This window comes from Streptomyces sp. NPDC057939 (genome assembly GCF_042887545.1).
GTDB lineage: Bacteria > Actinomycetota > Actinomycetes > Streptomycetales > Streptomycetaceae > Streptomyces.
Window position 1 is genome coordinate 148,455 of the sequence record NZ_JBHVPG010000010.1, and the last position, 26,528, is coordinate 174,982.

The window sequence follows — 26,528 nt, forward strand, 5'->3', positions numbered from 1 at the left end:
TGATCCGCCGCCCTCGCCGGGGCGGCACCCGACCCGGAAGGAGGCGGCGTGGCCGCCACACGAACCGCCCGCAAGAGGACCCCCGTTCGCAAGAAGCCGGCGGCCTCCCGTCCGACGACGCAGCCCACCGCCTCCCCCACCTCCGACGCTTGCTCGGTCCCGGCCCCGGCTCCTGCCACGACGACAGACCTGGAGCCGGAGGTCGTCGACATCGAGGCGGTGGCCCGCGTCGCGGACGCCCGGGACCGGGCCGCCGACGTGGTCGACACCGCGCGCGAGGAGGCCGCCGCCCTTCAGGTGGAAGCCGAGACTGCGGCCGCGCGCACCGTCGCCGACACGCACGAGCAGGTCACCGTGTTGATGACCGAGGCACAGGCCCGCGCCGCGGGCATCACCGCCGCCGCCGACCAGCAGGCCACCGCCCAACGCGAGGCGGCGCAGAAGGATCTGGAGGCGGCGCGCGGCGAGGCCGACTGGCTCCTGACGGAGGCCCGCGAGCGTGCCAACACCCTGGTGGGGGAGGCTCGCGCGCAGGTCGTCGACCTCACCGAGCTGGCCGCCACCGACCGCGCGGCCACGGGCAAGGCGGTTGCCGAGCTGCGCCGCCTGGCGGAGGCCGACCTCGCCGAGATCAGCACCCTGGTCGACCAGCGCCGCACCGAGGCCCGCCAGATCGTCGCCCGCGCCCAGGAGCAGGCCGACGACCTGCTCGCCGCGGCGCAACGGGAGGTTGACCAGGCCCGCGAGCGGTTCGCCGCCCTCGCGGCGACGGCGGCCGAACAGTACGACGGCCGCCGCGCAGAGGCGGAGACGCTGTACGCGGACGCGGTCAAGGCCGCCGACGACCGGCGCCGCGAGGCCGACGACCGGGTCGCGGCCGCGCACACCGAGGCGGAGGCGGCCCGCACCGAGCTGCGGACGAAGCTCCGCGCCCTCACCGACCGGTTCGACGCGGAGGCCGCCACCAAGCGCAAGGCCCTCGCCGACGAGCTCGCCGGGCTCAAGGCGGCGTGCGACAAGCAGCGCGACCGGCTGCGGGACGAAGCCAAGACCGTCGCGGTGCAGCTGCGCGAAGCCGCCCAGAAGGAGGCCGACCGCATCACCACGGAGGCGGACCGCAGGGCGAAGGCCGTCACCGAGCGGGCCAAGGCCGATGAGGCCCGTGCCCGCCGGCTGCTGGAGGAGGCTCGGGAGGCTAAGAAGTCCGCGTCCCGCTGGAACGGCTGGCAGCAGAACATCAGCCGCAAGGCGTGGAAGACGGCCCCATGGATCGCGCTCGCCGCCGGCGTCGGGCTCGCCGCCTCCGGCGAGTACGAACTGGCCCGCATGGTCGGCATCCACCCCTACGTCGCCCCGCTGCTCCCCGTCTCGATCGACGTCTACTGCGTCACCGCGTTCCGGGCCAAGAAGGACATCCCCTACGCGCTGCTGCTCATGGCGTCGGCGAACGTGACCTACCACCTGTCCGAGCAGGCGCACCTCGTCCAGGACGGTCAGTCGGCCCCGTGGCAGCTGACCACGTTCGTCGTGCTGATCTTCGTGGCCGTCATCTGGCGCGTCCACACGCTCATGCACATCGACAGTGTGGACGGCCACGACGGCAATGCCGCGGCGGGCGTCCGTCCCGGTACGGAGGGCGAAAACGGAATGCCCGCCCGTACAGGTACGCACCGGCGTACCGACGGAACGGACACCGCGCCGTCCAGCCGTACAGAGGGCACGAGCCATGGCCTGTACGCCGCGCACAACACGGTTCAGCCGAACGGCTCGGGCGCTGGATGGGACGGTACGGACCCTGTACGCCCCGCCTCGCACCCGCCGCACGGCGGCGGCACCGAAGCGGCGATGACCAGGGCGTACAGCGGCCGTACATATGGCGTACACACCGCCTCCGAGGGGGTGGCGCGTACACGTACGACGGGGGTCGGGCGTACCGGGACGGCCAGCGCGGCCGTCCAGGGACGCACCGGCGCCATCAGCGCCCGTACCCAGCCCGGCAACGAGGGTGTTCCGGGAGCCCGTACAGGTACAGACATCGTGTCCGCTCCCGCAACCGGAACCACCGGTACAGGGGGCGCGGACCGTACAGCTACGGGTGTACGGACGGACGAGGAACTCCTCGCGCTCGTACAGCACCTGCCCCGGGACGAGAAGGGCTTCGTAACCCTCTACCAGGCCCGCACCAAGCTCTCCGTCAACAACACCCGCGCAGTACGCCTGCTCGCACAGGCCGGCCTGCTGCGCCCCGAGGACGCGGACAAGCACCTGACGTGACCCCGTGTCCGGCACACGCCAGTGAGGGCCAGCCCGAAGGAAGCGGGCTGGCCCTCGCTGCGACTGCCGGAAGCAGTCCACAGCCCACCCAGTACAGCAGGAGGAGACCCGCCGTGAACAGCAACGACCCCAATCACGCACCTCTGCGCGATGTGGCGAAGAGCCCGGAGGCAACCGCCCGGTACCTGGCCGACGTTCAGCGGGTCCTGCTGGACATCGGCAGGAACCTGGAGGCCTTGGCCCTGGAGACCCGCGTCCACTGCCGCGACACCCACGTCTCGGGTGACCGCTGGTTCGACGCCTGGCTGCGCGCCCAGCCCGTGGAGCGCGCCCTCAAGGACGTGCTCAAGCACGTCGAGGGCGTCACCAAGGGCCTGGAGAAGAGCGCATTCAAGCGCCGCGCCCACGACGAGGCGGTCTCGAATACCGCAAAGAAGAGGAAGGAAAAGGAGCTGGAAAAGCAGCGCAAGAACGCCCCGCCGCTCCAGGCCGCCCCGCAGTATCCGTCGCAGCAGGGTGCGCCGATCCGGAATTCCGGCTACGGTGGCCCCACGTCGATTTACGACATGGGTAACAGGGAGTCGGCGTGACGCGCCCCTTCACCAGCACGGAACGCTCCATTCAGGGGCGCAACGGCTGGCTGAAGGATGAGGAGCGCAGGGCAATCGAAAGTCGCGGCGAGCTTGGTCGGATGGAATTCTGGCTCCGCGTGACTCGAACCCGAATCACCCAGGACGTCAGGGCCGGACGGGATGACGTCATCCGCGGTTTCACGAGCGTCTGCCGCCTCTTCAAGCTCGCGATCGACAGGCGGGCCGAGGGCGATCCGAGGTTGTGGAACCACCTCATGCAGTACGCGGACCAGGTACTGGAGCAGCACGACCCGCGCCGCTGAACACCCCCAACGAAGGCCCCGCCGGACTCCGGCGGGGCCTTCGCCTCGCGTAATGCGTGCACACGTGCACGTGCACACGCGTGCACACGAGACCCCCTGTCTGTCAACCCCTGGAAGGAGACGTCCCGTGTCCGACGTGGACGACCCGAACGGGATCCTGGTCCGCGGCCCATGGAGCGATCAGCCCTCCTACGCCCCGCCGCCGATTCCGGACTTCGCCGACACCATTACGGCCCCGGAGGACATTCCCGCCGCCTCGCCGGAAACGCCCGAAGAAACCACGATGGAACTTCCGGCGATCCCGGCCGCGCCGGACCCGGCCACGGCATTACGTTCGGACGGATTCGCCCCAATGCGATACGCGGAAGAAGAAGGCGAATATGAGGAAGGTGAATACGTCCAACCACGTTCCCTCGCCGACCGTCTCGGTGATTGGTTGGAATTCCGCCTCGAAATGGCGCGGTACAACCAAGAAAGCGAAGCGCCTTTCCGCGAGGCTGAAATAGCACGGAAGGCCGCACTGCTGGAAGGCCGCACCGCGCAGGAAGTCGCGATGATGGAGCAGAACGCAAAGCTCCACACCGCGATGATGAAAGCCAAGGGCGACAAGGCGGCGGCACGCGGAAAGGCCGACGCCGACCGCACGAAGTCCCCCAGCTCCGGGCTCGGAGCGGACAAAGGCCGCTCGAAGGCCGGCGGCGGAGGCGGGCCGTCGCGTGGCGGGGGCGGCAGCGGTGGCGGCGGGTCCCGCAACAACTCGGGCGCCGGAACGGGGCCCGGCTCAAAGGGGCAAGGGCCCCGCGGCTCGAACTCCGGCGGATCCACCGGGCGTTCGGGATCCGGGGCGGCCGGAAGCGGCAAGAGCGCCGCGAAGGGCCCTGAACGGCCTTCTGGCGGCCGTTCTCCCGGTTCGGGGCACGCCGGTTCCGGCGGGGGGTCGAAGGGCTCCCACAGCGGCTCTGGCGGCTCCGGTCACAAGGGCGACGGCGGCCGGGCCCAAGACCGCAGTCCGGTGTCCAACGCCCGTGCGGAGCGGGCCCGCGGCCGCGCCGATCGCGCCGCGACCCGACAGGCCGGGCGCCAGGAACGCCGCAGCGCCGGGCACACCGCCGGCGTCGCCGACCGGAGCAAGAACCGGGACCGGACGCGCGCCAACCGGCAACAGCAGTGGGAGGACCGCCGGGCGAGGAAGGCGGAGCGGGAGACGGCACGGAAGGCGAAGCGGGAAGCCGCGGTGTCGGCCGACGCGGGCCGCACCACGCTGGGCAAGGCCGTCGGCGAGGAAGCCCAGCGCCGCTGGAACAAGCGCCGCGCCGAGGCGACGGCCGACAAGGCCGGCACGGAGAAGGTGAACCTGACCAAGGACAAGGAGGCCAAGGACGACAAGACCAAGGACGACGACAAGACCAAGGGAACCGATTCGAAGGGCACCGGCACCGACGCCGACGACAAGGCCAAGAAGGACCCCGAGGACGGCCCTGACGGTGCCTCTGGCCAAGGAACGGCCGACCCGGCGGGCGACGAGATCGGCAAGGAGTCCAAGGCCGGTGACGAGCCGTCCGACGGTACGAAGAAGCGCCGCCGGTTCCGCCGGTTCCGACGCCGCTCCGACGGCTCGGGCCGGACCGGACAGCGGGACCGTAATCGGGGTGCCGGTCGTCCTGGTCGTGAAGGCCGGCGCGGACGACGGTCCTCCGAGGGCCGGTTCGGGACCCCACCCACTCCGACGGTGGAGTGGCCCGATCACCCCGGCCGCCCGCCACGCCCGGCCGGAGCCGCCGCCGCCGGGGACGACATCGCCGACGCGGACATCGTCCCCGACGCTCCGGCCGCGGTGACGACCGGCGTCAAGGGCCTGCCGCCCGCCCCGGAGCCGCACACCGAACGTCCCGGCACCAGCCGGCCCACCGGCATGGAAGGAAGCAGCGTGAGCAGCGCACCGGTCAGCAGGCCGTCCACGCACGGCATTTTGCCCAACCAGCACCGCACGGACATCACGTTCGGCGATTTCCTTGTGGTGATGGCGAACATCGCCCTCAAGGCGGCCTCCGACCAGGAGCGCGCCGAAGAGTTGCGGCAGGCGCTCGGCAAGGTCGCGGACGCTCTGGAGGAGATGGCCGCCGACCTCGCGGAGGACCACAACCTCTCCGCCGACGTCACCGACCTGATCGCCGAGCTCGCCGAGAAGGCCGACGAGATGAAACAGCAGGCCTGGCGGTGCGCCGAGCAGTGCGGCACCGCCAACGAGGCCGCGAAGATCGCGGCCCAGCAGGTTGCCCGCGTCTACGGCGAGGACCTGGCGGCCAAGGAGGACGCGGGCCTGACGCACGCGTCGGCCGCCGCCCACCACGACTAGGAAGAGGAAACCCGCCGATGAGTAACCCCGCACCCCGCAGTACCGGCAGGGCCGTGGCCCCCGCCGACGGGGACAACCGCTACAAGTCCGTCCAGAGCAAGCTGGACAAGCTCAGTAAGGCCATGGACGACGCCGGCCTCGAACTTGAGGCGCTGCGGCGCAGCATGAAAGCAAACGCCGCCCACACCCACGACGTCGCCGGCGACATCGAGCACGCCGAGCTGGATGCCAAGTTCGTGCAAATGACGAACTGGGTCTCGGTTGCGCTGGGCGGCGCGGCCCTGGAGGTCAAGCGGCTGTGTGACAGGGCGCAGGAGACCGCCGACCTTGCTCACCACACCAAGCGCACCCACGCCAAGCTGTACGGGGCGCTGGACGACATTCGCTCCAACCGGAGCGAGAGGACCCCGAGGCCGGGCTTCTTCAACCGCTGACCCCTTCCCCTCCCCCACCCCGTCACGGGCGGCCCCGCACCTCTGCGGGGCCGCCCGTCCTCGTTCCCGAAGGAGAACCTGGTGTCCACGCCGCGCAGTGTCGTGCTCGAACGCCTCGCCTACACCCTCGCCGCGCCCGTGCTGGCCGTGGCCCCGAACATCTACCCCGACAGCCCCGTCAACCAGGTCGTGCAGCTGGCCGGCGCCGCCGGGATCGGCGGCTGGATCCTGGCCGCCAAGAGCGACGCGCACGGCGCCGGGCGCAAGATCCTGCGCTGGTCCCCGCTGGTCCTGGCCGCCGCCATCGACGTCACTGCCAAGACCACCACCGGCTGGGGCCCCTACTGGTTGGACGGCCTGCTCGCCGCCGGATGGACGGCCGCCGGCTACCTGGTGATGCCGTACTCCCGGCACGCCCGCCCCCGCCACCGCCCCGCCCTCGCCGCCCCCGCCCCGCAGCCGACGCCCGAACTCGTCGCAGAGGAGGCTCCGCGGCCGGTCGACGACGGCGCCGACCCGCTCACCCGCGACGCACGGACGATGTGGGAGCAGGCCGGAAGCCCGGCCCGCACCCACATCGTCAAGGCCACCCGCCACCCCGGGATGCGGCACGACATGACGCTCCTGCTGCGCGCCTCGGAGCCGGGAAGGCCCATCACCGGCCTGTCCGAGACCGCGGTCGCCGCCCCCTTCGGCGTGCCCGCCCACGACGTCGTCCTGATGGACGTCGCGGTCCAGCCCGGCCGCCAGGGCGGGCCGGGCTGGCTGGAGGCCCGCATCACCCCCGACGCCAACCAGCGCCGCCGCACCAAGCCGACCCCCCGGGAGCGCTGGACGGACCGGGTCGGCGGACCCAAGGGCGGCGCCCCCGGCTCCGAGCTGGTCCACACCACCCGCGACACCGAGCGCGGGGTGACGTTCTACCGGGCGAGGATGGCCGACCCCACCGACACCCCGCGCATCGACCTGGCCAAGGTCTGCCGCGGCCTGGGTCTGCCCGATGACGACAGCCGCGTCTTCGTCCTGCTCGAAGGCGCCGAGTTCCTGATCAGTGTGTTCGACACCCCGCCGCTGTCCCCGAAGTTCCCGGCCACCCGTGAGTTGCTCACCCCGGACGCCAAGGGCATGTACGTGTGTGGGTTCAGCATCACCGGCCAGCCGGTGCACAACTTCGTGTTCCAGCACGACAAGAACGCCGCCAAGCACGGCCTGGTCCTCGGTGTCACCCGCGGCGGCAAGACGCAGTTCTTCGCCGTCACCATGGTGGCCGAGTCCAACGCCGGGCAGGTCGTGTGGCTGTCTTCCTGCTTCAAGGACGAGAAGACGACCGCCCTCGGTGAGTACATCGACCGCCAGGGCATCACCCCGCTCTACATGGCCCGCCAGCTGCGCGCGGCCAAGGCCCTGTGCCAGATCCGCGCGGAGATGCCGTGGGCGCACGACGGCAAGCCGCACGACTACAAGCCCGGCGACCCGCGCTGCCCCTACAAGCAGCTCAACGTCTACGCGGATGAGTTCATGACCGCGAGCCAGGACCCCGAGTACGGCGAGTTCATTCAGGCCGACGGCGACGCCCTGACCGTCATGGGCCTCAAGTACGGCATCGGCTTCAACCCCGCCGGACAGAGCCCGTTCGCGCACAACGGCTTCTCCACGGAGATGAAGGACAACCTCCGGCAGAACTCCCGCCCGGTCATCTTCAACATGGGCTCGCCCGGCGCCACCCGCAAGGCGGCGGAGGGAACCATGGAGAACGCCTACGACGTCCCGACCATCCCTGCCCGCTACGCCCCCAAGGAAGGCAGTGCGATCGAGCGGGCCATGGCCGGAGAGGCCGAGCCAGAGAACGGTGTCTCCACCGGCGGTGTCGCGGTCGTGGTCCTCGACAACGGCCGCGCCGTCCTGATGAAGGCGCTGTACGTGGACTTCGACCACGACCTCTCCGGCCTGTTCCCCAGCGAGATCCACCGGCTCACCGACCACGAGATCGAGGAGCTGACCAAGCTCGGCCTGTGGTTCGACTGGAGCGAGCCCGAGCCGCGACCCGGCGAGTTCTGGCCCGAGCCGACGGACGGCGGCGACGACGACGGCGGCGGATCCCGCCGACACAGCGGGAGCGGCAAGGGCGGAGGCGGCAAGCGCGGCCCGAAGGCCGCCAGCAGCCGCTCCGAGCCCCAGATCGCCTCGCCCCGCCAGGCACTGGAGGCCATCAAGAGCCTCAACAACGCCTGACCCTCCCCCCAACCCATCACCGGTGGGGCCGGCCTGCCCGAGCACGGCCGGCCCCACCCGATCCCTACAAGGAGGACCCTGCCGTGGCCCTGTCCATCTCCGCCGCCGCGCTGCTGTGCATCATCGTCGTTGTCCTGGTCAAGGGCGGCTACGTCCGGATCGGCTCCGCGCTCGTCTGCACCCTGTTCGGCTTCACCCTCGCCGCGACCGGCCTGGCCCCGTTCATCAACAGCACCCTGGCCTCACTGGCCGGACTGGTCGCCGGCTTCTGATCGTCGTACATCGACCAGTTCCGCCAACGCCGTACCAGCGCTCGGGTATCTGGCGCATGCTCGTCTCGGGCCCCACCCATTACACAGGGGGAGACGAGAGACATGGCACACCTGCACTTCACCTGCTGGAGCTGCGACGAGGACTGCGTCGTCCACGGCGACGGGTGCGACTGCTGCGACCTGGTCGAAGTCCCCGACGAATGGGACTGCTGGAACTGCGGCGCGCTGAACTTGACCCCCGACGACTAGCCCGCCCTCCCCTCCCCGCTGCACGACGCCGAAGGGCGCCGCCGAAGAACCACCTCGGCGGCGCCCTTCGGCGTACCCCGCCAGGAGCGCCCATGCCCACCACCGCCCCCTCCCCCGCCATAACCCACCCCCCGACCACCCAGGCCGCCGCGCCGACGGCGGAACTGTCCCTCGAGGAACGCATGGCGTTCATCAACGCGGCGATGACCGTCCGACTGGAGGAAGCGGCCGTCGCCCACGAGGTCAACACCGCGCACATCTCCACCGAGCCCGTCGACCTGGCCGACGTCGTCACCGTCCCGCTCACCCCGACCCTTCAGCCGCCCACGCCCTACCCGACCCCGGTAGCCGCCCTGCTGCAGCGCGCGCACCACCGGCTGCTCACCGGCGGCTGGTGCGCGGGCGCTCTGGTCGACGCGGAAGGCGCCCGCTGCCTCTACGGCGCGATCCACGCCGAGGCCCGCGGCGACCAGAACCTGGAGTCACGCGGCTTGGAGGTCCTGATGGACGCGATCCGCCGGCAGTTCGGCGAGGTCGACTCCGTGCCGTCCTTCAACGACGGCTTCGCCGGCGGCCGCATCCCCATGCGGATGCTCGACCAGGCCGCCGACCTCGCCGACGCCTGCGGCCTCTGACCCCGCTCCGGACCACCTGCCTCGCACCCGAACCGCTCGCGGTCGGATGCGGGCCAGGCCCTCCGGCCTCCACAAGACGAACCCGACCAGCAGCACCACCCCCAGAGCCCCGCCGACACCAGCACGACGTCGGTGGGGCGCAGCGCTGACCATTACCGACCGGAACCGGAAGAGGACGCCATGTACGAGCTCGACCAGCACACGCCCTACCGGCACGCGCGCAACGTGTTCACCCCGCTCCCGCTGATCCAGCGTGGCCTCGCCTTCCACGAGGCCGGCCACACCGTGCTCGGCCAGCTCATCGGCTTCACCTGCGAGCGTGTCCGGATCCACACCATCGCCCGCGACGGTGTCACCGGCTGGACCGGCGCCACCACCTGGGCCCGTTCGTTCGGCAGCTACCTGGACATCGCCGTGGTCTGCGGAGCCTCCGGCCAGGCCGCCGACCTTCACCAGCTCGCCGAGTCCGGCCGGCTCACCCCCGAGACGGCGAGCCTCACCGTGGCCGACCACGACAAGCAGATGACGCTGAACATCCTCACCGCCGCAGGCGTCCCGGTCACCGAGACCGGGCCCGCCCCCGGCGGCGGTCTGGCCTGGGACCACGTCATGGCCACAGCCCAGCACCGCGTCGACCGCGAGTGGGCCCGCATCACCGCTGTCGCCGAAGCACTCCTCGCCGCTTCCGACTTCACCCTCACCGGCCCCCAGGCCGCGCAGATCGCCGGCATCACCGCCTGATTCGAGCACCGCCCACCGACGACCGGAGGAACAGCCCGTGCTCATCCCCCGCCCGCGCCGCCGGATCGGCCGGCTCCGCCCGCAGCGCCCCGGCCCCCGCTACCCGCAGCGCCCCGACCGGTCGCCCGGCGCATGGAGCAGGTGATGGCCGACCAGGACCATGACCTGGTCGACGTCGACCCGTACGACCCCGGCGACGGCTCCTTACCTGTCTTCCTCTGGAGGCAGGCCGGGCGCACGGACCTTGCGACCCGCCGCCAACTGCGGGAGATGGGACTGCGCCCCGGCGGCCAGGAGCCCGTCGCGCGGATCGAGTGCCGTGGCGGGAAGCGCTTCGCGTGGTTGTACCGGATCGACCTGGCGAAGCCGAAGTTCGCGATGACGCTCGCGAAGGAAGCTGCGCTCGACAAGGCGATGGCCGCACGCCAGACGTGTCCCGGCCCCTGCGGCCGGCGCTACTTCCACTGCCTTCCCTTGCAGACCTTGGGGTCCTGTCTGGAGTGCTTCGACGGCACGCTCGCCGACCCCGCCTCCTAGATCGCTCCCCCGGCCAAGCACCTGCTTGCCGCCTGATCCGAGAGGACCGCCGTGCTCAGGGCCAGCCACCTCGAGCTCCACGCCGACCGGCACCGCATCGAGCTGACGCCCCGGCCTCGCCGCTCCTGCCCCGACTGCAGGGGCGAGGGCGGCTGGTGGACCGGCGGCGCGAATCCGGAGATGGAGGCGTGCGGCTGCTGGTCCGACCGGCGCGAACTGCGCGTCCGGCTCCAGCCCCTTCCGGCCTGGCCGGACGAAGCCCCGTTCTGAACGACCCCGACCCCGGCCATACCGGCCGGGGTCGGGACCGCCGGGTGGCCGCGCATCGGCAAAGGGCCGGCCACCCCGCTCCCTCACCCGCATTCGAGATCAGGAGACCCCAGCATGACGTACCGCCCCGCTGTCTTCGCCGCCCTGCTCGGACTGACCCGCGCCGGAAGCGCCATCGGCGACTTCTGGGTGCAGTCCGACTTCTGCGCCCGCGTGAAGGGCGCCTCCGACGAGCACCCGGTCACCTTCACGGACCCCGTCACCGAGAAGGAGACCACCCACGGAACGGCCAGCGGCCGGGCCGCGTGCCTGCACCACTGCCTGACCTATGTGGCCACGCAGGCGATCGTCGCCGGGCTCGGCGCCCGCGCGCTCGGCATCCGGGTTCACCCCGCCGCGGCCGCCACCGCGCTCGCGGTCTCGTTCGGTACCCACTACGCCGCGGATCGCCGCGTCCCGGGCAAGGGCCTGCTGGAGAAGCTCGCCGACAAGACCGGCAAGGGCGGCTTCTACCGACTCGCCTCGCACGGCATCAACGGCGCGTTCCACCTCGACGGCGCCTTCCACCACGGCTGCGAGACCGTCGCCGCGCTCATCGCCACCACCAGCGCGACCACCCGGTGACCCGCCCGTCCCTCACGCGCATCCCGTCCGCAGCCACGATCCAAGGAGTTCTCGCATGACGTCGTCGTTCTTCCCGTACCTGCCTGACAGCTGCCTCGTGGTCCTGATCGGGGCCAGCGGAGCAGGCAAGTCCACGCTCGCCAGGACCTGGCCCGCCTCGCAGGTCCTCTCTCTCGACGCGCTGCGCGAGACGGTCAGCGACGACGCCGGCGACCAGGACGCGACCGGCGACGCCGTCGCAGCCCTGCACCTGCTCCTGGAGGCCCGGATGCGCCGCCGCCGGTTCACCGTCGTAGACGCCACGAACGTCACCCCCGCGACAAGGGCGCCGCTGGTCGCCGCCGCCAAGCGGCACAACATGCCCGCCATCGCGGTCATGGTCTCCACCCCGGTCTCCGTGTGCGTGGAGCGCCAGGCCCCACGGGCGGCCAACCGGACCGTCCCGGACGACACCGTCCGCGCGCAGCACACCGCGATGCTCCGCTCCCACCCGAAGCTCCTGGCCGAGGGCTTCAACGGGGTCCTCTTCTCCGAGAGCCTGCGCCAGCTGCTCCCGTTCCTCCAGCGGCTGGGCGATGCCCGGCAGGCCGACCTCGGGCTGGACGGCGGCGACGGCCTGGGCGAGATGCTGCTCGTACGCCGCGTGTTCGGCGAAGAGATCCTGCCGCTGTGGCGGTGGAAGCCCGGCTCGACGACCGCCGACGGTGACCGCGTCGCGGAGATCCGCCTCGGCCGGCAGTACCTCACCCTCGCGTTCCGGACCAACGTCGACGGCGAGGGCGACTACGGCTTCGACGTCGCGCTCCCCTGCCCCCACGACGACGAATGCACCAGCTACGCCTGGGCGCCCGGGTACAGCGTCACCTGCCTCGCCCGCGCCCTGGCCGGCGACCTCGACGACAGCGAGGACATCGTCTGCACCGTCCACGGCTCGAACACCGGCCACGACCAGGACGACGAGGCCCAGGAGCAGCTGCACAGCGAGGCGGTCCGCGCGTGAGCCGCGCCGCCGACGGCCCCCACCCGCACCCCCTCACCCCGGCCGACCTCCCGGCCGGGGACGAGTGGCTGTCGGGCTGCGGGGAGTGCCGCATCCCGATCCAGGGAGGTGCGGCCGGCTTTGCCGCGCACCGCCGCACCGTTCACGACCCGCGCCGCGACTACGGCGACCGCCGCATCCCCATCACGATCCGCCTCGACCTCGGCTTCTGACCCGACCGGCACTCCGAAGGAGACCCACCCATGCCCATGACCGCATCCGCGAAGACGTACTACGACGCCCACACCCAGGCCCTGCGCGAGCACAGCGCGATGAACGCCGCCCGGCTCTGGCCGCGCCAGGCCCTGCAGTACACCACCGTCAACGACGCCCACTTCCTGCCCTTCCCCGCCCGGGTACCCGCCCGGTCGGTGGCCCCGGCCGTACGGTCCGCGCTCAAAGAGCACCTGGTGCACGAGTACGACGTCGCCGCCCGCGACGGCTCCCCGCTGCGCATCGTCTACATCCGCCACGCCCCCGGCACCTGGTCCGGCGGCGAGGACGTGATCGACGTCTACGAAGTCCTCGCCGCGGATCCGGCCGCGCTTGGGTGATGGTCCTCCGTGCCGCCCCGCCCCCTGCCGCCACCGGCCCGGGCCGGGACGGTCGCGGTGGTCCCTCACCACCGCGAGCACGAGAGGAGCTGGACGTCATGGCCAAGGACTACTTCGAGGTGGACGTCCCCATACGGAACACCGAATCGCCGGGCCTGCGCGGCGTGCACGTCTTCACCGGCCGCGCCGACAGCAACAGCGCCGCCATCAAGGCCGCCCACGAGGTCTACGACGCCGCCCGCGCCGCGGCGGAAGCCGGACGCGAAATCCCCCACGGGCGCCCGGACGGCTGGGGCGCCTGCGGCTACCGGCCCGGCTGGGAACTCGACTGGCCCGCCGCGAAGGCCGGCCCCTGGAACAGCCCGTACAGCTGGCTCAACCCCCGCCCGTTCGAGCTGTAGCCCTGCCCCGGGACAGACGCACATCGGCGTCCAAACCAGCTCGCCTGTCCCGGGCCTCCCATCCCGTACGAGACGAGACGGAGACCCAAGTATGTCCTCCCACCGCGACGTCGACCACGCCCTCGCCTACCCGGAACCGCCCGCCTCGCCGCTCTGGCACCGCAGCGGCCCCAAGGCCCGGCCGATCACCCCAGGCCGGCAACAGCACAACTGCGAGGTCCTGCTCCGCGCCCAGTACACCCCCCGACCCCGTTCCCCGCGCACCGCCAAGGCCCCGACGGAGGCCCGCTGATGGCCGGCCCCCCGCCCCACCTCGCCGTGGACGGTTACGTCGATGCGATCCCGGGCCCCGGCATCGGCTGGGGCACCGCCGTCTTCGATCTGATCCACTCCCCCGCCGACGCGGACCGGATCGCCGCCGACACCCCGGACACCATCTACGTCTGCACCACCGCCGACCCACGCATCACCGACGTCCTGCTGCGCGACATCCAGCCCGGCGACCTCCTGCGCGTCACCGGTACCCTTCTCCAGCCCACCACCGACGGCGCCCCGACCCGGCTCACCGTCGACGCGCTGAAGGTCCTGGACACCGCCTCACTCCCCGTCCTGCGGGAGATGGTCCTGGACCGGTACGGCGACTACGTTGTGATCTTCGACGCGGATACCGATGCCGTGCCCGTCTTCACCACCGGCGGCATGTGGGTCGGCCTCGCAGACAACCCGGACGCCATCGCCACCCTGATCGACATCCACGAGCGTGTGACCGGCAGCGACGCCTGATGGTCATCACCACGCAGCCCCGCACCGTCCTGGAGCGGCTCCTCCTGGCCCGCCGATGAATGCGCCGCCACCCAGAGGGCCCAGGGCGCCGATGCTCAGGTCCTGATGGACCTGTCGAGCGACCAGTTCCTCGTGGTCGCCAACGCCACTGCCCAGTAGCCGCCGAACACACACGCAGCGCCGTGCCCGACTCCCGTGCGGGCACGGCGCTGTTCGGCACGGCACCTTCACAGAGAGGACGCAGATGCTCTTCCTCGTCCGCCACGCCGAGTCCATCGAGAACGCCACCAAGTACACCGGCCTCTACGAGGATCCCCGACCGTGGACCGGGCCGGCCGCGCACGCCTTGTCCCGGGACGTTGTCGGCCTGACGCCCCGTGGCTTCCTTCAGTGCCTGTGGCTGCGGGAGGCGTTGCGAGAGCTGGCCGGACCCGAACCGGCGGTCCGCACCTCGCAGTACCGCCGCGCCCTGGACACCGCCGCGCTTGCTCTGCCCGGTCTGCCGTTCGAGGTGACGGCGCTCCTGAACGAGCAGCACTACGGCGCGGCCACCTACATGACCAAACGAGAGCTGTTCGCCACCTACCCGGAGGGGACGCAGGACCGGCAGACCCGCAAGCACCTGTGGACTCCTCCCGGCGCCGGCGGGGAGTCCCTTGCCCGCGGGGTCATGCGGCGGGCCACGGCGTTCGTCGAGGGCTTGCCCGTCGCGCGCGGGGCAGATGTCGTGGCGTTCACGCACCACACCGCGATCCTCGCGCTGCGCGCGGTCCTGGAGAGCCGGCCCGTGACGGAACTGGTCGAGGAGGCCCGTGTGCGCAAGACACCCAACGCCGCCGTCCTGGTCTACGAACAGGCCGGAGGCCTCTTCCACGCCCGCGGCACCGTCCGGCCGGACTGCTGAAAGGACTGTGGTCATGAACGTCCTGTACCTCAACGGGCCCGTGCAGAACGGCCTCTTCACCTTCGCCGAACGGCCCGGCAAGGCGGCCGGTATCCGCGCGGCCGAAGCACTCAACGCCCTCCTCGACCGTGGGCCGGTCCCGCATCTGTGGAACACCGTCACTCTGGCCGGAGACCTGCGCCACCGTGGTGCCCCCGAGGGGGGCACCGTCGGCCGGCAGCAAAGGGAAGAACGCGCGATCGCCGCCAAGTACGCACCGGGCGCGGTCCCGGCCGGTGGGATTCTCACCGACACCGCGCCGGTCGTGGCCGCCCTCGCGCTGGAGATGATTGAACACCTTCTGCGGGAAGGCGTTCTGGCGGTCGCTCCCGCTGCGGTGCGTCTGTGCGCCCGCTGCGGTCACATGACCGGCAGCGTCGCCCACGCCTGCCGGGCCTGCGGGCATCAGCGCTCGCGGCCCCACACGCGGCGGCTGCTGTTCTGGGACCGGCCCCCAGGCGCACCAGTGCTCGCACGGGATGACTTCCACGCCCACCACGCGCGGACACCGGGACATCTGCTGACCATCGCCCACAACGTTCCGGAGCGGCTGATCCTGTCCCGCACCCGCGACCACGGCATCAGCCTCGCACCGCTCGGGCTCGACGGCCTGGTCCTGGACCCGCGAGCCGGCCTGCACATCGCCGTACTGGCCGCGGCCGCCGGATCCGACGCCGGGCGGCCCGTGATGGCGGTCACCGAGAACGCCGCGGCCAACGTCGCCGCCTACGGGGCCCCATTCCGGCAGCACAACGGAACGCGGCTGCGGTACGCACTGCACGGGCGCATCCCGTACGACGACAGCGCGGCGCTGCAGCAGCTGTGTGAGGTGCAGCGTGTCAGCCCGGCGCTACGAAATCTGTTCCTCGCATGGTTCCTGCCTTTGTGCTCACTGCATCTGCGGGCGGGCATCACTGCGGCACAGCTTCCGGGCCTGCTGAAGTTTTGGCGCCGCGCCCACCTGGCCCGGCCGGACACACCCGAAGGTGGCGTCCTCGCCGAACTGCGGCGCAGCGTCGCGGCGGGTGATATGCGCTGGGTGATGGATGTCCGGACCCTGTCCCAGGCCATCCCCGAGTACCCGGTCACCCACGGCTTCGCGCAGGAGCCGGAAGGAGCGAGCTGATGAACGAGAACGAGAACGGCTGGCGGTTCGTCAAGAAGCGGACCGCCGCCGACGACGGCGCGGTGTACGTCTCCAGCGACGGAACGCGCTACCTGCGCACCGGCGGCGCCGACCTCCAGGCGGAGGCCACATTCCAGCGCCGGATCGCAGACTTGGACTACCCGGTTCCGCACATCTTGGAATCGGGTGTCACCGACGCCGGCCGCTACTTCGTCGTGGAGGAGTCGCTGGGCGACCAAACCCTGCACGACCGGGCAGTGGCGTCACTGGACGAGGGTCGCGACCTGGCCGACGTCGTCGTCGACACTGCCGCGCAGGTCGCCGCCCGGCTGCTGCGCGCCCAGGCCGCCCATCGCGTCCAGCCCACGCCCGGCACACTGCGGCAGTGGCTGGAGGGCGCCGGGTTCACCCAGAACGTCTTCCAGGAGAACCCCGACCTGGACAACCCCCGGACGCACGCCGCGCTCGATGACGCACTGGACCACTTGGAGACGGTTCCGCTGGTGTGGGGCCACCTCGACTACGGCCTGCCCAACGTCCTGCCGGCCGGGGTCATCGACTGGCAGCACCACGGCCTGGTGCCCCTGGGATACGACGCCGTCCCGGCCCTGGAAATCATCGCCTTCAAGGGCGGCAACAAGGGCTACGCCGCCGGCCCTGGCCAACGACGCCGCTACCTCGATGCGCTGGACGACGCGAGCCTGAACGCATTCGGACAGCCGGCCAGCCAGAACCTGGGCGCTTACCTGCTCGTCAAGGCCCTGTTCTTCCTCGCCCTGATGCGGCCCACCGACGCCTCTCGCACGGACAAGCACCTGAAGTGGCAGTACCGCCGTCACCTCTTCATGAAGGGACTCGAGCAGTATGAGCGCACCGGGACGGTCGACACCGCCCACTTCCCCGGCCTCGAAGAATTCGCCGCTGGGCACAGCCTTGGCGACCATCCGTGACCGCGATTACCTCCTGGACCGCGCTGGGGTGATCTTCAAAGTCATCGGCGATGTCCATCCCGGCACGCACTTCCTCGGGTACGTCAAGTACTACCCGGATGCCCGCGGCGATCGGGTGCTGTTCGGCCGCACGTACCGGCAGAACAGCGTCGTGTCCAAAGCGTTCGGGATTCTCGCCGACCGGCCCGAGTGCTACATCTACTCCGCCGCCGTGGGGTGCGTCATCACCGGCGTGCCCCGTGAGGACATCGTCACCCACTACTCCTGCCGCCAGACCCTCGCCGCACTGCACCAGGCCCCCGGCCTCCTGGACCGAACGGCGGTCAGCGAGGACCTGCTCGCCATCATCAATTGGATCGTCACGGCCGGCGCCGCGGACGTCATCGGCGTGACCGGGTCTTTCCTGGTCGGCGCCTGCAACGCCCGCTCCGACATCGATCTGGTCTGCTACGGGCCGCGCGGCTACGAGGCGGCGCAAGCGCTGTTCGCCGAACGCGCCCTCATCCATCCGTACGAGGGCGAGAGCCTCACCCGGCTGTACGTGCGGCGCGCCAAGTACATGGTGGGAGGAAGCTTCGACGCGCTCATGCGCCAGGAGGCCCGCAAACTGCAGGGCCTGACAGCCGGTGCGGGGGCGCACATCAACTGTGAGCCGCTCAGGGCCGACGGCGACAAGACGTTCGCGGGGGTGGTCGCCAAAGAGGTAGGGGCGATCTCCGTCCTAGCCCGGATCACGGATCACTCCGAGGGCCTGGTCACGCCGGCGCTATACGGGATCGAGGTGGACACCGTCATCGAGTCCACGGTTGACGAGCCCTCCGTGTTCGCCCGCCGGATCACCCACCTTCGCAGCTACCTCGGTGCCTATACCGGGGCGTTCCGCACCGGCGACGTCGTCCACCTGTCCGGCCGATTGGTTCACATCCAAGGACCCGATGTACACAGCGGCTTCGGCATCGAGCTGACCCCGTGGTCGGCAGCCGAGTCCTTCCTCGCCAACCTGACTCGCTGAGCCATGCGTACGGCGTCCATGATCCGAGTCCACGGCTGACGCACCGGCACGGCGAGCGTCGGAGCTCATCCCTCCGCATCCCACGCACCGTGCTGGAGCGGTCCCCCGCCGTCCACCCCTGCAGCTCCGGCTCCCGACCTTCCCGCCCGGGCACGGCGCTACGTCGTGTCGTTCCTGACCTTCACCAGCGAACCGGAGGCATCTTGGTCCGCCCGACCCACTCGATCCGCCTGATCTCGTTCGGCTACCTGCACCCGCCGATCGGACCGGACGGCTCCCCCAACCCGGAACGCAACCGCTACCTGATTTCCGTCGCAGAGCGGCACCGCGTACCCGTGCGGGACACGCTCGCCGCGGCGGTGGCCGCCGCCCCGGACATCGTCGCCGTGACCCGGGCCGACCGGCCGTCGACCGATCGGTGGGTCGCCTAGGCGGGGCGGCTGCCGTCTTCCGCCTCGGTTCGGAGTTAGCTGCTTGACGAGGCGAAGGAGTTTGTCGGCCCCGCCGTCCGCGGCGAGACCCTGCGTCTCCTTCACCGCGATGAGGACCAGCGGGCTGGTGTCCTTGGGTCGCTTGGCGACCTGATCACCGCGCTCAGCACCTCGGTGTGCGCCGCCCGCGCCGCCGCGCAGAACGGAGCCACGGCGTGAACGGCACCATCACCCTGGTCATGGCCCGCGAGCCCATCCCCGCCGCCGGCCATGACCACCAACGTCGAGTTCGGCCTCGAGGTCGGGACGGGCGGTCCTGGGCTGCCCACCCGACTGCCCCAACCTCGAACGCAACCGCTACCTGATCTACGTCGCCCGCCGCCACGGCGTACCAGTCCCCACCACCCTCAACGACACCGTGACCGCCGCCCTCGCCCTCATCTCCACCACCCACCCCGAGCAGGAGAACCCCAGATGAACCGTCGCCTGTTCCGACGCTGCGCCACCGCACGCGACACCGTCCTCGCCCCCGAGGATCAGGCCGTCGTCGACGCGTTCCGCGCGATGGTCGCCGCCCTGCGCACCCCCGAACCCTGGACGCCCGGCTGCTGCGAGGATGTAGCCGTCCGGGTTGGCGCCCACATCGAGCGGGCCCACATCCGGCCGGGCGACGACCGCGGACCCGACGTGATCGCCGTCGCCCTGGTCCACCCCAACACCCCGCACACGCCGTACGACCGCTGGTACAACACCGGCTGGCTCCGCTGCGCGACCGCCACAATCCTTGGTCGATGGCAGCCGGCCTATACCGCGCTCTCCCATGCGGCCGCGGGCCTCGACCTCCCCGACGACGTCGGCATGTCCCCGGCCCACTACAGCGTCGACGTCCACGCCCGCGAGCCCGAGGGATCCAGCTTCACCCTGCTTCGCCTCGGTCCCTACTCGCAGACCCGGATCGCTTCCCGCGACGCCGACCGCCTCAACACCGAACTGCAGGACCGAGCGGCCACCCTCCTCCCGGGATTCACCGTCACGGCGACGAGCGCACCGTTCGACTTCGACGACCGCGAGAACTACATCGACCCGTACCGGACCGACGTCACCGTGCTTTTGGCCGCAGCCGTAGTACGAGCCAACGCGCGTCCAGGGCACGAAGAATGATGACCGCTGCGCTTGGGAAGGGGCTGGAGCGGGCGAGCGAGGATCGGGAACCTGTCGCGGATCGTCGCTCTGCGGAGCTACGTCGAGTGGCCCTTGAGCGCCGACCTCCTCCCCCGCTGGCGGCAGCGCCTGGTTTACCGCGGTAAACGAAGACGGGTCACCGGCCGGCAGAGTCGGCACCGGGTCAGGCCGCAGGGCCGCGGACGTGCTCTGGTTTACCGCGGTAAACCGAGTGGGCGGTTTCTGGCTTGCCAGGCACAGTCTCACTGTGGGGTGGCCAGAGGCCCACCCAGAAGCGGCGGTCGGACGCATTGTCAGAGGGGTGGGCTAGCGTCATCAGGCCCTGATGGGCGCCCGTTGTCCTCCTGGCCTCCAACAGCGGTCAGGAGGACAACGGCTGAGCTGCCCCCGGGGTGAATCTCGGCATGAGAGCAGCTGCTTCCGGATGGAAGGCCGACACCGATGGTGTCCTGTTTCCATTGGACGGCTGTGGGTGGCGGGATGCAAGGAAAACCCGGAACTTCTCTCGGCTGAGTGACTCCTGAGCCATTCCCTGGACGCGAACGGTCATCTGTGGTCGTTTTTCTGACGGTTCGTGAGGGTGATTGTTCCGTGAATCCATGATCACGTGGCGTAGCGCTGGTGCGGCGGTCCATGCTGAGGCGCCTCTCCAACGACGGTTCGGCACCGGCGGAGGAGAGTTCCGCCGTGGTCCCGGATGGCCAGGCGGACAAGGCCGTCACCGACGTCTAAGGAATGGCATGGAACGAAAGCACATAGTGACCATCGCTGCGCTGCTCATAGTGCTCGGCTGGAGCGTGGCGATGGTCGCGATAGGGCAGGAATCCGCGATCGTGACTCTCGCCCCGGTGTTGGGGCTGACGATCCAGCAGGTCATCCAGGCAAGCCGTGCCCGCAGTGCGCCGGCATCCGGTCATCGCGTTGAGGCGGTGCCCGACGGGGAGGACGGGGCCCGGTGACGATTTCCTTCGACCCCAAGCGGCCCGGCCGCAAACTCGGCCCGATCGCGACCAACGTCGGAAGCTCCCACCGGGCCTGGTTGGATCCGGTCAGAGGCAGTTACCTGGCCAGCGGCATGACACTGGACGAGCTGAGTCTGAAGGTGCCACTGGCCAAGTCCAAACTCTCCGAACTCCTGCGCGGCTTGGGCCTCTATCCGCGGTGGGAGGTTCTCAACCGGCTGTCCAGCGAGCTGGAAATGCCGGAGTGGCCCCTCTACCGCCTATGGCGCCAAGCGGCTCTCGACGTCCAGAAGTCTCCCGGGTGGATCGAACGATCCACCGGAGAGCCTCTCGTGATCACGGATGACATCCCACCCTTGGACCACGGAGCCTTCTGCCAGACAGTGCAAAACGGCTACCGGCGCTACGCCCAGGTGTTCCTCTTCGGCGAGTCGATCGACATCGCTGTGGAGAACACCTTCAACATCCTCTGGCTGATCTGGCCCGAGGCCCTCGCCAGCCCCGACAGCCGCCGCTTCGCCTGGAACACCCTGCGGTCCAATGTCATGGCGAGAACTCCCCACCTGGACGGCCGACCCGACCTCGGACTCGCCGCCTTCGACACGGTCGCCCTGCAGAACCTGACGAACACGACCGAGCGCACCGCCCAGCTCGCCGAGAGCCTTCAACTCTTCAGGGTGATCAGCGGACTTCCCGACGCCCACCAGGACGTCATGGTGCTCCGCTACCTCTGTGGAAGTTCTCCCGAGGAAGCTTCGTCGCTTCTTGGCTTACCGCTTCCCACCGTGCTGTCCGACGAACTGCACGCCCTCCGACACGTGGAAAACACGCTCTGCCCGCCGCCCGACACCGAAGGACTCATCGAATGACATCCGTCGAAGCGATCCTTTCCCGGGCCCTGCTGGTCCGCGACCGGGTCGTGCCAGCCGACATCGTGCCCTCCTCCACCCCCGACAGCGCGCAGGCCATCCCTCGGCCCAATGGCCAGCATCCGAACCATGCCGCAGCCGATGATCTCCGAGCGCTCTGCGAGACCCTGGTCAGTCACACTCCGGCCGGCACCGTCACCAAGTTCGTCACGGAGCAAGTACCCGAGCCTCGCAGCGCCCTGGTCCTCGCCTGTGTTCTCCAACTGACCGACGCGGAGGACGGCGCCAGGTTCTGGTGGCAGTACGCCGCCGGTGCGGGCCAGGCCGCCGCGGCCTACTGCCTCTACCTCCACCACCTCGCGCTTGGAGAGGACGACACCGCCCTGTGGTGGCATCGTCAGACCGACGACGTCCAGCCCGCGCCCGAAGGGCAGACGCCTGATCGGATCGACGGCGCACCCACCACCACGATCCTGCGTATCCTGCACCACCTGGCCAAACAGATCGCCAGGCCCCGCTCCCCCGCGGTCACCGGACTCATGGACTACATGCCCACCGCTGTGGCTACCGGCTATCTTCGCGAGCCTGACATGGACCTCCCACTCCCAGGCCCTGACTTCGCTGGCAAGATCCGAAGCCTCTTGCCGGGCAAGTCCGCGGACCAGCGTCCGGGGTCCAGCCGGCTTCCCGCTCGTCCGACTGTGGTCAAGGAGGAGCACGATTGTGCTTCCCCGCAGACAGATCGAGTGAGGAGCGGCGGCCGAACATGGGGTGAGGCAGCGAGCCGCTGACGGCGCGGTCGCGGCACCTGGCACGTGTCGCGGTTGCCCGGCTCATCGTGGTGTGCTGCTTCAAGCGGCAGTCGACTGCCCGCGGCCGGCTCCATGCCCGGGATGCGCCGTCCGCGTTCGCCGAACTCAGCACCTCGCAGGAGGACTTCCTGCCCTGGGTGGCGCAGTGCGGGCGAGCGGGGCTGCGGCTCAACCCGACCGTCGTCCACGGCGGGACCTCCGCCGCCTGGGACGCGCTGTATCCCGGCGGCCAGCTCCTACGGCTCAACCTCTCGGAGACCCCGGTCGCCTTCCAGCAAGGCCTGGACATCGTGCGACTCCACGCACGCCGTCCCATTCCTGCCACGGATTCACGTGAGGACCGCGCGAGCCCCTGATCGGGCGCCGCACGCTACATCAGCGTCTTCGTGCGGTCCGGGCGGGCCCGCCCGGCCGGACCTCCCGCAACAGATCCCCACCAGCCAAATCGAAAGGACGCGCGCCTCTGCTTCCCCGCCGATGTCCGCCGCCCGAGGACACCATCGGCGTTTCGGCCATTCGCCTCGCCGAGGCCCTCCGTGCGCGGCACGGGTCGGTGCATCGCGCATGCTCCGCATCGCCCGGAGTTCCGCGGAATCCAGCACGTCTGAAACACATGTGTTCGATATCCCGCCGTCCTCGTTGACCCATCGACGGCGCCCAACCGAACGTCCAGGGAGACCACATGACCGCAGCCGACGCCCACGCCACCCCCTCGGGCACGCCCCCACCGCCCCCTCCCGCGGAGATCACCTACAGCGGGCAGTACTCCGTCAACCCGCTCGCCGAGGTCTCCTTCCGGCAGATGTGCGAGAAGATCCCGTCCGTCCTGGGCAGGATCGCGCGGCTCTCGTGGCGCACCGACCGGCGGGCCGTACAGCTGCTGGCCGGCTGCCAGGTGGTCACCGGGGTGACGGCCGCGGTGCTGCTGGCCGCCACCGCCCGGGCCATGAGCCCCATGCTCGGCGCCGGTTCGCCGGCGGACCGGCTGCACGGCGCCCTGCCCGCGCTCCTCGTGGTGGCGGTCGCCGCCGCGTTGAACCGGGGAACGGCGGCGGTGGCCACCTACGCCTCCCGGCGCATCACTCCCCTGCTCACCTCGGAGGTCGACAGCGCACTGGTGGAAGCGGTCTGCCGGGTGGAGGCCGCCGCCTACGCGAAGGACGGATTCTCCGACCGGCAGGAGGCCGCCGAGATGGGGGTGGTCCGCACGCACGTCATGATCACCGATGCCCAGCGGTTCCTGACCTCCCTGATCCGCCTGGTCACCGCGGGCAGCGTGTTGTCCGTGCTGAACATCCTGTTGTTGCCGCTCCTCCTGCTCGCCGTCCTCCCCGCCGGCATCGGCGCCGTACTCAGCGCCCGGGTCGACTACGAGATCCACTACGCCAACGTCTCCGACCGCAATGTCCGCGGCATGATGCGCTGGTGGGCCACGACCTCGAAGTACGGGGACGAGGTCCGGGCCAACTCGATGACGGACTATCTCGTGTACTGGTACCGGGCCCTGTCCGACCGCTGCGACCGCCGCACCCTGGCCGCCGCCCCGAGGACCCTGCGTATCGCCCTGCTGTCCGCGCTCGCCGGCGGCGCCTTCCTCCTCGTTACCTGGGGCGCACTCGCCTGGCTGGCGGTGACCGGCAGGATCGAACCGGCCATCGCCGCCACGGCCGTCATCGCCGTCCAGACCGCGCTCGCCGCTCTCTCGGGGGCCGTCATCAACGGCGCCGCTGTATTCCACACCAGCCTGTACCTCAGCGACATGCAGCACTTCCTCGACGAGGCCGCCGCCCTCGCACCCCAGCGCGGACAGTCCGAACTCGACGGTCCCGTACGGGAAATCCGGCTCGACGAGGTCGTCTACCAATACCCCGGCAAGGACATGCCCGCCGTCGACGGCATCTCCCTCACCCTGAAACGCGGCCAGATCCTCGCAATCGTGGGCGCCAACGGCTCGGGCAAGTCCACGCTCACCCGGCTCTTGACCGGGATCTACCTCGCAGACAAGGGCCGGGTGACATGGAACGGAGTCGACCTCGCCGACACCGACCCCGCATCCGTGTGGCGCCGCACCGGTCTCGTGCCGCAGATCTTCGCCCAGTGGCCGGTACGGGTCCGCGAGAACGTCACCCTCGGCCAGCCCCGCACCCACGACGACACCCCCGTCTGGGAGGCCATCGACGCCGTCGGTCTGCGAGAAGCCGTCGAAGCCCTCCCCTCCGGTCTGGACACCCTGCTCGCCCGCGACGTCTTCGGCGGCCACGAATTCTCGGGAGGCGAATGGCAGCGCACTGCCTGCTCCCGCGCCCTGTACCGACGCCCTGACCTACTGATCCTTGACGAACCGACATCTCAGATGGACCCCCGCGGCGAGCACAAGATCTTCGAGCAGATCAAGGTCATCGCTGCTGACCGCATCACGATCGTGGTCACCCACCGCCTGGAGAACACCCGGATCGCCGACCACATCATCGTGATGGAAGGCGGCCGCATTTCGGAGCAGGGCCGGTACGACGACCTGGTCCACGGCGGCGGGACGTTCGCCGAGCTCCTCGCACTGTCCCAGGACCGATGACCCGGCCATCCCCGTTCAAACCGCCGGCCGGCGCGTTCCGACACCGTCAGGAGGACCCAATGCCCGACCCCACCCCATCCGACGGACCCGCGGCCTGTCCCTTGACGGCCTCACACCGCAACAGGTGATGCACCCGATGAGGCGCACCAAGCCGCTCCCGGCGACGGCGCGGTCCTGGGCGGAGCAGCAAATCGGCCCCATCCTGTCCGTACGCGACGCCTCCCACGACTGGGACCGCTCCCGCGTGTGGGACCTGGAAGGCACCGACAGGATCCACCGCTACGTGAAGATCTCGCCCTCGGTGAAGTTCTTCAGCCGCGAAAACCGGGCCTACCGTCACATCGTCCCCGCACTCGGATACGGCCGTGCGCCGCACCTCATCGACAGTCGCGCGCAGGACTTTCTCCTGCTGCTCACTGCGGTCCCCGGCGTCCCGGCCAAGACACTCGGCCTGGACACCACCGGGTGGCGCTCGGTTCACCGGCAGGCCGGAGTGCTGTGTGCCCGACTCCACCAAGCCGGTGAACTCGACCGCGACGACCTGACAGAGGCCGAAGCGTCCCTGGCGGCCGCAGCCGACGGGGCGGAGAAGTACCTGGCCCGTGCCGGAGACCGGCTCACCACAGTCGAGCAGCAGCTGATCCGCAACCACGCCGCTCACCTCCGCCGCATCGGACCGGTACCGGTCGGCTTCATCCATGGCGACAACCGGCCCAGGAACTGGTTGGTCTCCGAATCCGGGGTTGCGCACATCGACTTCGAACGCACCCGGCCGGCCGCCCGCGTTCAAGACCTCGTCACCCTCACCGTCAACGAATGGCTCGATCACCCAGACCGTGAGCAGGCCTTCCTCCAGTCGTACGGACGCCCCCTCACCGATGCCGAGCGGCACGCGCTCACCTGCCTGACCGCACTGGACGCGGTCAGCTGCCTGGCATGGGGCCCGGACAACGGTGACCCGAGCGTCACCGCTCGGGGACGACGGACTCTGGACCGCCTCATGAGGGAGAACACGCTGTGAACGCAGGATTCGACAAGGCGGGGGCACCCCCGGCCGGGCCGCCCCCGCCCCCACGGCAAGAGGCGCCCCGGGCGACGAGCAGCCACCGGTGGCCCCGGCCATCCCCCGACCCCGCAGCTCCCGATGACGACGGCACCCGACACGAACGCACTGGTCCCTCCGTCGAGGGAATCCGCGACGAGCCGACCGCCTTCGCATCAGACCGGCCCTACGGTGATCACGCGACCTCCCAAGTCCGCTACCAGGTAACAGCGTTGCATACGGATGTCATACGGGAGTGGGCGCCTTTTCCGCATTGCGGGACAAGCTCGGCCAGGGCGATCAGTTCGGCGACGGCCAGGGTGTCGACGGG

Annotated in this window: 31 protein-coding genes and 1 pseudogene; all 32 read left to right on the forward strand. The window is 70.5% G+C overall.

From position 1 onward, the window contains the following. Positions 1–48: 48 nt before the first annotated feature. The 32 genes and pseudogenes from ACFVS6_RS14520 (at position 49) to ACFVS6_RS14675 (ending at position 26,176) form a co-directional block, all read left to right on the forward strand. The gene (locus tag ACFVS6_RS14520; protein WP_389703759.1) at positions 49–2,274 is read left to right on the forward strand and encodes a hypothetical protein; all 2,226 of its coding nucleotides are present in this window, start codon (positions 49–51) and stop codon (positions 2,272–2,274) included. A gap of 113 nt (positions 2,275–2,387) precedes the next feature. Beyond that, the gene (locus ACFVS6_RS14525) at positions 2,388–2,864 is read left to right on the forward strand and encodes a hypothetical protein (RefSeq protein ID WP_389703761.1); all 477 of its coding nucleotides are present in this window, start codon (positions 2,388–2,390) and stop codon (positions 2,862–2,864) included. Positions 2,865–2,983: 119 nt separating this feature from the next. Further along, complete coding sequence (locus ACFVS6_RS14530; protein WP_389703763.1) at positions 2,984–3,169, forward strand: hypothetical protein; 186 nt, start codon at positions 2,984–2,986, stop codon at positions 3,167–3,169. Between the two features lie 127 nt (positions 3,170–3,296). After that, positions 3,297–5,525, forward strand: a complete 2,229-nt coding sequence (locus ACFVS6_RS14535) for an ATP/GTP-binding protein (protein WP_389703764.1) — start codon at positions 3,297–3,299, stop codon at positions 5,523–5,525. A gap of 17 nt (positions 5,526–5,542) precedes the next feature. Next, positions 5,543–5,959, forward strand: coding sequence for a conjugal transfer protein TraB (locus ACFVS6_RS14540; protein ID WP_389703766.1), 417 nt, complete (start codon positions 5,543–5,545; stop codon positions 5,957–5,959). 81 nt (positions 5,960–6,040) lie between these two features. After that, complete coding sequence (locus tag ACFVS6_RS14545; protein WP_389703768.1) at positions 6,041–8,191, forward strand: chromosome segregation protein ParM; 2,151 nt, start codon at positions 6,041–6,043, stop codon at positions 8,189–8,191. A gap of 83 nt (positions 8,192–8,274) precedes the next feature. Next, entirely contained in the window at positions 8,275–8,463 is a 189-nt protein-coding gene (locus tag ACFVS6_RS14550) for a hypothetical protein (RefSeq protein ID WP_389703769.1), read from the forward strand. 102 nt (positions 8,464–8,565) lie between these two features. Further along, on the forward strand, positions 8,566–8,712 hold the full coding sequence (locus ACFVS6_RS14555) for a hypothetical protein (protein ID WP_389703771.1): 147 nt from the start codon (positions 8,566–8,568) through the stop codon (positions 8,710–8,712). Positions 8,713–8,804: 92 nt separating this feature from the next. After that, positions 8,805–9,347, forward strand: coding sequence for a hypothetical protein (locus ACFVS6_RS14560; RefSeq protein WP_389703772.1), 543 nt, complete (start codon positions 8,805–8,807; stop codon positions 9,345–9,347). Between the two features lie 180 nt (positions 9,348–9,527). Continuing rightward, positions 9,528–10,088 (forward strand): hypothetical protein, encoded by a 561-nt coding sequence (locus ACFVS6_RS14565; protein ID WP_389703774.1) that lies wholly within the window; start codon positions 9,528–9,530, stop codon positions 10,086–10,088. 144 nt (positions 10,089–10,232) lie between these two features. Beyond that, complete coding sequence (locus ACFVS6_RS14570; protein WP_389703775.1) at positions 10,233–10,625, forward strand: RRQRL motif-containing zinc-binding protein; 393 nt, start codon at positions 10,233–10,235, stop codon at positions 10,623–10,625. A 51-nt stretch (positions 10,626–10,676) separates the two neighbouring features. Next, the gene (locus tag ACFVS6_RS14575; RefSeq protein WP_389703777.1) at positions 10,677–10,895 is read left to right on the forward strand and encodes a hypothetical protein; all 219 of its coding nucleotides are present in this window, start codon (positions 10,677–10,679) and stop codon (positions 10,893–10,895) included. Positions 10,896–11,009: 114 nt separating this feature from the next. Beyond that, positions 11,010–11,519: a hypothetical protein gene (locus ACFVS6_RS14580; RefSeq protein WP_389703779.1), complete on the forward strand. Its 510-nt coding sequence runs from the start codon at positions 11,010–11,012 to the stop codon at positions 11,517–11,519. A gap of 55 nt (positions 11,520–11,574) precedes the next feature. Beyond that, the gene (locus tag ACFVS6_RS14585; protein WP_389703781.1) at positions 11,575–12,519 is read left to right on the forward strand and encodes an AAA family ATPase; all 945 of its coding nucleotides are present in this window, start codon (positions 11,575–11,577) and stop codon (positions 12,517–12,519) included. Next, complete coding sequence (locus tag ACFVS6_RS14590; RefSeq protein WP_389703783.1) at positions 12,516–12,731, forward strand: hypothetical protein; 216 nt, start codon at positions 12,516–12,518, stop codon at positions 12,729–12,731. Before ACFVS6_RS14585 ends, ACFVS6_RS14590 begins: the two co-directional genes overlap by 4 nt. 30 nt (positions 12,732–12,761) lie before the next feature. Next, complete coding sequence (locus tag ACFVS6_RS14595; RefSeq protein ID WP_389703784.1) at positions 12,762–13,112, forward strand: hypothetical protein; 351 nt, start codon at positions 12,762–12,764, stop codon at positions 13,110–13,112. Between the two features lie 98 nt (positions 13,113–13,210). Beyond that, positions 13,211–13,513 carry a hypothetical protein gene (locus ACFVS6_RS14600; protein WP_389703786.1) on the forward strand — a complete coding sequence of 101 codons (303 nt, stop codon included), beginning with the start codon at positions 13,211–13,213 and terminating at the stop codon, positions 13,511–13,513. A gap of 91 nt (positions 13,514–13,604) precedes the next feature. Continuing rightward, positions 13,605–13,805 carry a hypothetical protein gene (locus ACFVS6_RS14605; RefSeq protein WP_389703788.1) on the forward strand — a complete coding sequence of 67 codons (201 nt, stop codon included), beginning with the start codon at positions 13,605–13,607 and terminating at the stop codon, positions 13,803–13,805. Next, positions 13,805–14,296 (forward strand): hypothetical protein, encoded by a 492-nt coding sequence (locus ACFVS6_RS14610; RefSeq protein WP_389703789.1) that lies wholly within the window; start codon positions 13,805–13,807, stop codon positions 14,294–14,296. The genes ACFVS6_RS14605 and ACFVS6_RS14610 overlap by 1 nt, the downstream gene beginning before the upstream one ends. Before the next feature lie 244 nt (positions 14,297–14,540). After that, positions 14,541–15,200: a histidine phosphatase family protein gene (locus tag ACFVS6_RS14615; protein WP_389703791.1), complete on the forward strand. Its 660-nt coding sequence runs from the start codon at positions 14,541–14,543 to the stop codon at positions 15,198–15,200. A 13-nt stretch (positions 15,201–15,213) separates the two neighbouring features. Continuing rightward, positions 15,214–16,365 carry a hypothetical protein gene (locus tag ACFVS6_RS14620; protein ID WP_389703793.1) on the forward strand — a complete coding sequence of 384 codons (1,152 nt, stop codon included), beginning with the start codon at positions 15,214–15,216 and terminating at the stop codon, positions 16,363–16,365. Then, positions 16,365–17,315, forward strand: a complete 951-nt coding sequence (locus ACFVS6_RS14625) for a phosphotransferase (RefSeq protein WP_389703794.1) — start codon at positions 16,365–16,367, stop codon at positions 17,313–17,315. The genes ACFVS6_RS14620 and ACFVS6_RS14625 overlap by 1 nt, the downstream gene beginning before the upstream one ends. A gap of 28 nt (positions 17,316–17,343) precedes the next feature. Continuing rightward, positions 17,344–18,327, forward strand: coding sequence for a hypothetical protein (locus ACFVS6_RS14630; protein ID WP_389703796.1), 984 nt, complete (start codon positions 17,344–17,346; stop codon positions 18,325–18,327). 203 nt (positions 18,328–18,530) lie between these two features. Continuing rightward, the gene (locus ACFVS6_RS14635) at positions 18,531–18,758 is read left to right on the forward strand and encodes a hypothetical protein (protein WP_389703797.1); all 228 of its coding nucleotides are present in this window, start codon (positions 18,531–18,533) and stop codon (positions 18,756–18,758) included. A gap of 264 nt (positions 18,759–19,022) precedes the next feature. Next, positions 19,023–19,236: pseudogene (locus tag ACFVS6_RS14640) on the forward strand (hypothetical protein); the annotation flags it as partial. Then, positions 19,233–19,919, forward strand: a complete 687-nt coding sequence (locus ACFVS6_RS14645) for a hypothetical protein (protein ID WP_389703798.1) — start codon at positions 19,233–19,235, stop codon at positions 19,917–19,919. The pseudogene ACFVS6_RS14640 and the gene ACFVS6_RS14645, both read left to right, overlap by 4 nt. A 761-nt stretch (positions 19,920–20,680) precedes the next feature. Continuing rightward, positions 20,681–20,899 carry a hypothetical protein gene (locus tag ACFVS6_RS14650; RefSeq protein WP_389703800.1) on the forward strand — a complete coding sequence of 73 codons (219 nt, stop codon included), beginning with the start codon at positions 20,681–20,683 and terminating at the stop codon, positions 20,897–20,899. Then, a complete protein-coding gene (locus tag ACFVS6_RS14655; RefSeq protein ID WP_389703802.1) occupies positions 20,896–21,771 on the forward strand; it encodes a sigma-70 family RNA polymerase sigma factor in 876 nt (291 codons plus the stop codon). Before ACFVS6_RS14650 ends, ACFVS6_RS14655 begins: the two co-directional genes overlap by 4 nt. Then, positions 21,768–22,562: a hypothetical protein gene (locus tag ACFVS6_RS14660; protein WP_389703803.1), complete on the forward strand. Its 795-nt coding sequence runs from the start codon at positions 21,768–21,770 to the stop codon at positions 22,560–22,562. The genes ACFVS6_RS14655 and ACFVS6_RS14660 overlap by 4 nt, the downstream gene beginning before the upstream one ends. Before the next feature lie 50 nt (positions 22,563–22,612). Beyond that, a complete protein-coding gene (locus tag ACFVS6_RS14665; RefSeq protein WP_389703805.1) occupies positions 22,613–22,939 on the forward strand; it encodes a hypothetical protein in 327 nt (108 codons plus the stop codon). Between the two features lie 326 nt (positions 22,940–23,265). Beyond that, a complete protein-coding gene (locus tag ACFVS6_RS14670; protein WP_389703807.1) occupies positions 23,266–25,155 on the forward strand; it encodes an ATP-binding cassette domain-containing protein in 1,890 nt (629 codons plus the stop codon). A 136-nt stretch (positions 25,156–25,291) separates the two neighbouring features. After that, the gene (locus ACFVS6_RS14675) at positions 25,292–26,176 is read left to right on the forward strand and encodes a phosphotransferase enzyme family protein (protein ID WP_389703808.1); all 885 of its coding nucleotides are present in this window, start codon (positions 25,292–25,294) and stop codon (positions 26,174–26,176) included. The last annotated feature ends 352 nt before the right edge of the window (positions 26,177–26,528 follow it).

What these genes read in the sequence shown, in the direction of transcription:
- ACFVS6_RS14600 (WP_389703786.1), top strand. Translation starts at nt 13,211, where the DNA reads ATGGCCAAGGACTACTTCGAGGTGGACGTCCCCATACGGAACACCGAA.
- ACFVS6_RS14565 (WP_389703774.1), top strand. Translation starts at nt 9,528, where the DNA reads ATGTACGAGCTCGACCAGCACACGCCCTACCGGCACGCGCGCAACGTG.
- ACFVS6_RS14650 (WP_389703800.1), top strand. Translation starts at nt 20,681, where the DNA reads ATGGAACGAAAGCACATAGTGACCATCGCTGCGCTGCTCATAGTGCTC.
- ACFVS6_RS14620 (WP_389703793.1), top strand. Translation starts at nt 15,214, where the DNA reads ATGAACGTCCTGTACCTCAACGGGCCCGTGCAGAACGGCCTCTTCACC.
- ACFVS6_RS14595 (WP_389703784.1), top strand. Translation starts at nt 12,762, where the DNA reads ATGCCCATGACCGCATCCGCGAAGACGTACTACGACGCCCACACCCAG.
- ACFVS6_RS14660 (WP_389703803.1), top strand. Translation starts at nt 21,768, where the DNA reads ATGACATCCGTCGAAGCGATCCTTTCCCGGGCCCTGCTGGTCCGCGAC.
- ACFVS6_RS14605 (WP_389703788.1), top strand. Translation starts at nt 13,605, where the DNA reads ATGTCCTCCCACCGCGACGTCGACCACGCCCTCGCCTACCCGGAACCG.
- ACFVS6_RS14540 (WP_389703766.1), top strand. Translation starts at nt 5,543, where the DNA reads ATGAGTAACCCCGCACCCCGCAGTACCGGCAGGGCCGTGGCCCCCGCC.
- ACFVS6_RS14610 (WP_389703789.1), top strand. Translation starts at nt 13,805, where the DNA reads ATGGCCGGCCCCCCGCCCCACCTCGCCGTGGACGGTTACGTCGATGCG.
- ACFVS6_RS14645 (WP_389703798.1), top strand. Translation starts at nt 19,233, where the DNA reads ATGAACCGTCGCCTGTTCCGACGCTGCGCCACCGCACGCGACACCGTC.
- ACFVS6_RS14570 (WP_389703775.1), top strand. Translation starts at nt 10,233, where the DNA reads ATGGCCGACCAGGACCATGACCTGGTCGACGTCGACCCGTACGACCCC.
- ACFVS6_RS14555 (WP_389703771.1), top strand. Translation starts at nt 8,566, where the DNA reads ATGGCACACCTGCACTTCACCTGCTGGAGCTGCGACGAGGACTGCGTC.
- ACFVS6_RS14560 (WP_389703772.1), top strand. Translation starts at nt 8,805, where the DNA reads ATGCCCACCACCGCCCCCTCCCCCGCCATAACCCACCCCCCGACCACC.
- ACFVS6_RS14625 (WP_389703794.1), top strand. Translation starts at nt 16,365, where the DNA reads ATGAACGAGAACGAGAACGGCTGGCGGTTCGTCAAGAAGCGGACCGCC.
- ACFVS6_RS14580 (WP_389703779.1), top strand. Translation starts at nt 11,010, where the DNA reads ATGACGTACCGCCCCGCTGTCTTCGCCGCCCTGCTCGGACTGACCCGC.
- ACFVS6_RS14585 (WP_389703781.1), top strand. Translation starts at nt 11,575, where the DNA reads ATGACGTCGTCGTTCTTCCCGTACCTGCCTGACAGCTGCCTCGTGGTC.
- ACFVS6_RS14670 (WP_389703807.1), top strand. Translation starts at nt 23,266, where the DNA reads ATGACCGCAGCCGACGCCCACGCCACCCCCTCGGGCACGCCCCCACCG.
- ACFVS6_RS14615 (WP_389703791.1), top strand. Translation starts at nt 14,541, where the DNA reads ATGCTCTTCCTCGTCCGCCACGCCGAGTCCATCGAGAACGCCACCAAG.
- ACFVS6_RS14675 (WP_389703808.1), top strand. Translation starts at nt 25,292, where the DNA reads ATGAGGCGCACCAAGCCGCTCCCGGCGACGGCGCGGTCCTGGGCGGAG.